We start from the raw sequence: 6247 nt of genomic DNA on the forward strand, positions 1-6247 counted from the left end.
ACCGCTTCTGTTTTATGACAGTAACGACAAACTACATCAACTTTAGCCATATCTCACCCATAAGAAAAAGCAGGAAGTTTATCACAATATCTAATCATTGGGAGCATGACCAAAACCCCGTTATTTTAAACGAGGCTTGTTAGTGTCTCTAAAAATTAGAAAAAGAGATTTTTCGTTAGAATTTTAAATTCTTCTGCCTTCATAAAGGGCGACATATAGTCCATTGCCACAAGATTTATACGTTTTAAAATACCATTTAAATCCATTTCCATCAAATACATTAGCAAAACGGTTCTCAGAATGAACAACCGATCTAACCTCTACACCTTTCGCACTATCATAACTTTGGGAATTATAACAACCTTCATACCCGCCAAATGCCGATGCAGTTCCAACCCCTCCGATTAATGCTACTGATAATGCCCCAATTTTTAATAATTTCTTGAACATAAATATTCTCCTATAATATTAGATTGGATTTTCAATTTAAACATTATTTAATTAAATTACATTTAATACCGCAGGCTAAATCTAAATCATAACCTGACGATATTGCAATTTTAAAATTTAGAAACTGACTGTGTTTTTATATTCTGGATTAGAAATACAACCTCCATTATCATAATTTATGGCCAATAAAAACACTGCCATTATTTACACAAAGAAAATAATTTACTTATAATTGAAACGTAATCCACCATAACAACATTGATTTCAGGCGATTTAATTATTAATTCCTTAATGATGTCAGATGCCAGATATCTTAATAAAGATGAATGTAGGTGTTAAATCGAGGAGATATTATAGAAATAATGGATGCTATAAATTCGATTCATTGCACAATACCGATATCGCCCGTTATCAGTATGCAAGGGTTAACCCGTGTTTATCAACATGATGGAGAGGGCCAGATATCGGTTCTGAAAAATATCACAGAACAAATTTTTTCCGGCCAAAGTTGTGCGATTGTCGGAACATCAGGTTCAGGTAAAAGCACCTTACTGAATATTCTCGGCTTGCTGGATAAGCCCACCTCTGGAAAATATTTTCTTTGCGGCGTTGATATGTCAACAGCCAATGCTGATGTTCGTGCCAGAATGCGCAATAAAGAAATTGGCTTTGTCTTTCAAAGTTTTCATTTGTTGGCCGGAATGACAGCCACAGAAAACGTTGCTCTGCCACTTCTTTACCGTGGTGTTTCTGTCTCACTTGCCCATAAAATTGCCAAGGAAAAACTACATTTAGTAAGTCTTTCACATCGTGCTGTGCATTATCCGGCTGACTTATCCGGCGGGCAGAGACAGAGAGTAGCACTTGCCAGAGCATTGGTTGGGGAACCTTCGTTACTGCTGGCTGATGAACCTACCGGTAATTTGGATCAACAAACCGCAGAAGAAATTTTATTGCTACTTTCTTCTCTTCACACAAATAACGCGATGACACTGGTCGTAATAACCCATGATGCTATGGTTGCGAACCATATGCAGCGTGAATTACGGATAATTGATGGTCAGCTGCATGAAACCAGGGGTGTGACAACTCATGTATGATAATCGTCAGCCCAGTAACTATGGCATGTCGGTGTTAGTGATATGGAGAGAGGCCTGCCGCAATTTAATGGCAACGGGAAGAAGTACTCTGCTTGCTTTATCGGGTATTGCTATTGGTTGCGCATCTGTTGTGGCATTTGTTAATACCGGACATAACGCCACCCTTGCTGCGCTGAAGATGTTCAGCGGGCTTGATATCAACGTTATTACAGCAAGTCTGGACTCCTATAATCATGGAGTTGATAGTGAGTCAATTAAAATGGCTGATCTGACAACGGCTATTCCTGGTTTATCTTCAGCAGCACCCTGGATCTATTCTTCTTCTCCCGGACGCTATAACGGGAAAACAGAAACGTTTACCATAATAGGCTCTTCTGCGGAACTTGAAGAAGTCATGCAATTGCGACTTCGTTATGGCCGATTTATCTCTGATTATGATCAGCACTCTCCTTATCTGGTCATTGGCAATGAAGTCGCCGTTACCCTTGGCGAAGGGGATGCCTCCAGTATACTTGGCAAGCAGATTCAGCTTGGCAATTATTTATACACAGTAATTGGTATCTTTGATGTAAAAGGGCAAAACCCCATCTTTCCTTTTTCTCTTGATTCGGTGGTAGTTGTCCCTATCAATGCCATGCGTAAAATAACACCTAATACAGATCTGAATGGCATCATCGCTCGCACCATAACGACCGCGACTACAGAAACCGATGCGAAGGATTTATTGGTGTTGCTCAAGCGCAAGTTCCCAGCGGTTGACATTGATGTTCGGGTTGCTCAACAACTACTGAAAGGGCAGACAGAACAAAGCAAAACCTTTTCTTTTATGTTGATCGGGTTGGCAGGCATTTCGCTACTCACCGGCGGCATTGCAATTTCAAATGTGATGCTGATGAATATTTCAGCCCGACGAAAAGAGATCGGGTTACGTATGGCTTTAGGCGCAAGAACTCAGGATATCCGGCGTCTTTTTTTGTATGAAACAGCGGCACTGACTTTTGCTGGCGCAATCCTTGGTGTACTGGCAGGTGTCATCGTCTCCTTTCTTTTTGTCCTTTATTCTGGCTGGTCATTTTCTTTAGCCCCTTTATCTATGCCTTTAGGGATAGGTAGCTCAATTGTGGCGGGACTTATCTCCGGCTTTTATCCCGCCCATAAAGCCTCTCAAATGGAACCCGTACAGGCATTACGTGATGATTAAAAAATACTTCCTTTATGGCTCTCTGACCTTGTTTCTCCTTTTCCCCCGAACAGGTATCCCTGCATCTGAACAGGAACGATTAACTTTATCAGAATCTGATTACAGTCTGCGAAAGGATGCCGCAGGGGAGGTTATAGGCCTGTCGTTGAGCGATGCGATATGGCTTGGTTTAAGGAATAACTACGCAATCCGCAGTGTTTATCTGGATCGTATCGCCCAGAAATTTGATTTACGGGTAGCAGAAGATCGATTCACACCAAAGCTACAGCTAAGTGGGCGTTACATTGCGGGTAAAAATCAGGATGCAAATTTTAGGAAAACCAATTTGTCTCCTAAGGCCACAGTACTCACTCCGCTGGGAACTCGCTTCACTCTTTCCTGGACTCGTGATAACACTAAATCGGGGATAAACAGCGTTCACAATGATGGCGCAAGTATTACTGTAATACAGCCTCTTCTGCGAGGAGCAGGTACGGATGTTAACAATGCTCCGGTCTTATTGGCCAAACTTCAGGAACAAACCAATCGGCTGAATTTAAAAGCAACTATTTCCGATTCAATCACGCAGATTATCCTGTCATACCATGCGTTACTGCGTGCTCAGGAGCAACAATCATTATCTGCCGCTTCCCTTAAACGTATGCGGAAGTTAGTTGAAACTAACAAAGAGTTGATTGATGCCGGCAGAATGGCTCAGACAGATATCATACAAACACAGGCTGATCTGGCTATGCAGGAACTTTCGGCCAAGGAAGCTGAAAACAATGTCCATGCCACGAAGCTGGCATTACTTAAATTACTCGCTCTGAACCTCAAAACCCCCATTTATGCTACCGATATGTTAAAAGGAACCCACTTCAGTCTGAATGTTGAACAATCAATTCAAAAGGCACAGGCTCAGCAGCCGGGTTATCTTACCCAATTACTTTCTGCAAAAGTGGCAGATATTCAATTATTGCAGGCCCGAAATAATCGTCTCTGGGATTTATCACTGGTTGGCGGTACGTCCCAGTATCGTTCATCCTCTTCTGAAACCCGAAACTGGGAAAATTATCTGGGTATACAACTGGATATTCCAATAGGTGATATGACACAGAAACAAACCGAAGTTCAGGCCAGAGTAAACGTCCAGAAACAAGCGTTACACTTGGAGGAGGCAAGAATAAATCTGGAACAAAGAGTCATCAATGCAATCCGCGATACAGAATCACGCTGGCAGGAATATCAATTAGCAATAAAAGCCAGCTCACTTTCTCAAAAGAAACTCGAAATTGAACAGGAAAAATTACAGGCAGGGCGATCCAGCAACTTTCAGGTCCTGAGTTTTGAAACCGACCTGAGAAATGCCGAAAATGCACGTCTGAATACGCTTATCCAATACCTCAATTCTCAGGCTGAACTGGATCAAATTCTTGGCACGACACTGGAAAGCTGGGAGATAACGATCAATGAATAAACAATCAATGCCTAAACGTTATCGATGGGCCATAGCGGGCATACTTGTAGTGGTGGCTTGTTTTTTTGCCTTTTTGCCTTCAGGGTACTTGGCCTCAGAAACATCGCCAGCTCAGGGATCAGTGCAATGGATTGAGGTAAAACACGGTCTTATCGAAAAACGATTAGGCTTGGTAGGCAAGTTGCAATCCGGACGTCTTGAAACCATACCCGCCCCATTCGATGCAATTGTCAAACAAGTCCTGGTCAAAGAAGGACAGCGTGTGAACGCTGGTCAGACATTAGTTACGCTTGATACCCGAAAGCTTGATATTGAGCTTCGGCAAGCGCAAGTTGAGATGATAAAGGCTTCATCTGCCGTTGATCAATTGCATGACTGGGAAAACAGCCAGGAAGTCATCCGGGCCAGAAGAAACGTCGAAAATGCGAACCATATGGTTATGGAATTGAAAAATAATCTCGCAAAAACACAGGCTCTTTTTTCACGGGGCATCGTTCCACGAATGGAAGTGGAAAATCTCGAACAGCAACTCCGTCGACAATTAACGGAACTCGCTTCAGTACAGGACGATCTTGCATCCACCCGACAAAAAGGAAGCACTAGTAATGTACGTGTTGCAGAGATGGAGCTTCAGAATGCAACAAGCCGATATCAGGCACTACAGGAACAATACTCCCATAAAGAAATCAAAGCGCCATTTTCAGGTGTCGTGCTTAGGGCTTCACAGGGAGAAAAGGGGAAGCTCTTAACGATTCAGATAGGCGTTCGGGTTACCGATGGGATGCCCTTACTGGAAGTGATGGACACAACACAATATCAGGTACTGGCACAGGTTGAAGAAACCGATCTCGCCAAACTCAAAGAAGGGCAGGCAGTAAAAATCAGCGGGGAGGGATTTTCTGATCATCCTCTGGATGGAGAAATTGAAACTGTTGCTATGCAAAGTGTAAGTACGGATAAACCAGGATCGGCGATTTATTATGATGTTGTGATTAAAGTCACTTCATCCATGAAACAGGATTATCCCATCAGGCCCGGCATGAGTGCTAAGGTCAATATTGTTGTTTATCGCAATGAACAGGGCATTGTTGTACCAGAAGCAGCACTAACTCACGATAGCAACGGACAATTAACAGTAAATTGGCGACCGGATTTAAAAGATCAGGCTGTGTTTCGTCAGGTAACTGTTGGGGAGGCTATGCCGGAAGGTATGGAAGTCCACGGACTGGAAGAGGGATTTATCGCATTGCCTCATAATTATAAAAATACTTTCGAATAGCATTCATCGAATTTTCCACTCTAAAAGAGTAAGGAGTGGTGAAGTATCTATAGATACTTCACTCTTTTCTAATGGCACCTACCGGAAGCAAAGCGTGTTAGCCGGTATGGGGTTAGCGCTGCCTGTTCTGTATCATTTATTATTTCTTCCTGTGCCAGCCGACATATCAGTGGCGCAAGTGTAATTGCTACATGCATACTGATCATATATAAGCCACGATAATCAGCGACTTTTCCGACGATGGGCATTTCATCTTCAGGCATCGGGCGCAGGCCAACAGAAGCATTCTCCAAACACAGACTATCACTGCCTATAAAGGCTCTTTTTATGACAGGTAAGGCATTTTTTGCGATATATGTGGCACTGTGTTCAGGGCGGTCACTTAAATAATCCTCCGCTGCAAGCAAAGTGGTTCCTGATATCGGACGTACTTCCATATCGGGAGTTGAAATAATGTGGTGCACAAAAGGGGTTACAGCCTGATGTTGATACTGCACGATGACAGAAGGAGATGCAGATAAAGGGAGTTGTTCACCCAATTTTTCCATCAGAGAAATTGCACCGACACCGGCAGTCAGAACAACCTGATCAGCACAGATAATCCCTTGCGATGTAGTAACTCCAAGAATTTGTTTACCATTATGGTTAATGTTAACGCGATGCTCGACTTTAACATCCTATGACGTTGGCTTGTTGAAGCCAGTCGCGTTGACTTTTACCTTGTTTAAAATTGGCAAAAATGCCCAACGTATGAGAAAGCA

The 6247-nt window shown here is 42.8% G+C and carries 6 protein-coding genes; 4 read left to right on the forward strand and 2 right to left on the reverse strand.

Annotated elements, in window-relative coordinates; genetic code table 11:
• Positions 1–183: 183 nt before the first annotated feature.
• Positions 184–450, reverse strand: coding sequence for an LCI fold-containing protein (locus tag AAC854_RS20725; protein ID WP_340618757.1), 267 nt, complete (start codon positions 448–450; stop codon positions 184–186).
• A 362-nt stretch (positions 451–812) separates the two neighbouring features.
• On the opposite strand from AAC854_RS20725, the gene AAC854_RS20730 reads away from it, so the two are divergent.
• The 4 genes from AAC854_RS20730 to AAC854_RS20745 are packed head-to-tail and all read left to right on the forward strand — an operon-like array spanning position 813 to position 5486.
• Positions 813–1550 carry an ABC transporter ATP-binding protein gene (locus tag AAC854_RS20730; RefSeq protein ID WP_340618758.1) on the forward strand — a complete coding sequence of 246 codons (738 nt, stop codon included), beginning with the start codon at positions 813–815 and terminating at the stop codon, positions 1548–1550.
• The gene (locus AAC854_RS20735; protein WP_340618759.1) at positions 1543–2751 is read left to right on the forward strand and encodes an ABC transporter permease; all 1209 of its coding nucleotides are present in this window, start codon (positions 1543–1545) and stop codon (positions 2749–2751) included. Before AAC854_RS20730 ends, AAC854_RS20735 begins: the two co-directional genes overlap by 8 nt.
• Positions 2744–4207, forward strand: coding sequence for a TolC family protein (locus tag AAC854_RS20740; protein ID WP_340618760.1), 1464 nt, complete (start codon positions 2744–2746; stop codon positions 4205–4207). The genes AAC854_RS20735 and AAC854_RS20740 overlap by 8 nt, the downstream gene beginning before the upstream one ends.
• The gene (locus tag AAC854_RS20745; protein ID WP_340618761.1) at positions 4200–5486 is read left to right on the forward strand and encodes an HlyD family secretion protein; all 1287 of its coding nucleotides are present in this window, start codon (positions 4200–4202) and stop codon (positions 5484–5486) included. The genes AAC854_RS20740 and AAC854_RS20745 overlap by 8 nt, the downstream gene beginning before the upstream one ends.
• Positions 5487–5554: 68 nt before the next feature.
• Here AAC854_RS20745 and AAC854_RS20750 read toward each other — a convergent pair whose 3' ends face one another.
• Complete coding sequence (locus AAC854_RS20750; RefSeq protein WP_340618762.1) at positions 5555–6136, reverse strand: NAD(P)/FAD-dependent oxidoreductase; 582 nt, start codon at positions 6134–6136, stop codon at positions 5555–5557.
• Positions 6137–6247: the final 111 nt, after the last annotated feature.

The organism is Xenorhabdus entomophaga, from assembly GCF_037996725.1.
GTDB lineage: Bacteria > Pseudomonadota > Gammaproteobacteria > Enterobacterales > Enterobacteriaceae > Xenorhabdus > Xenorhabdus khoisanae.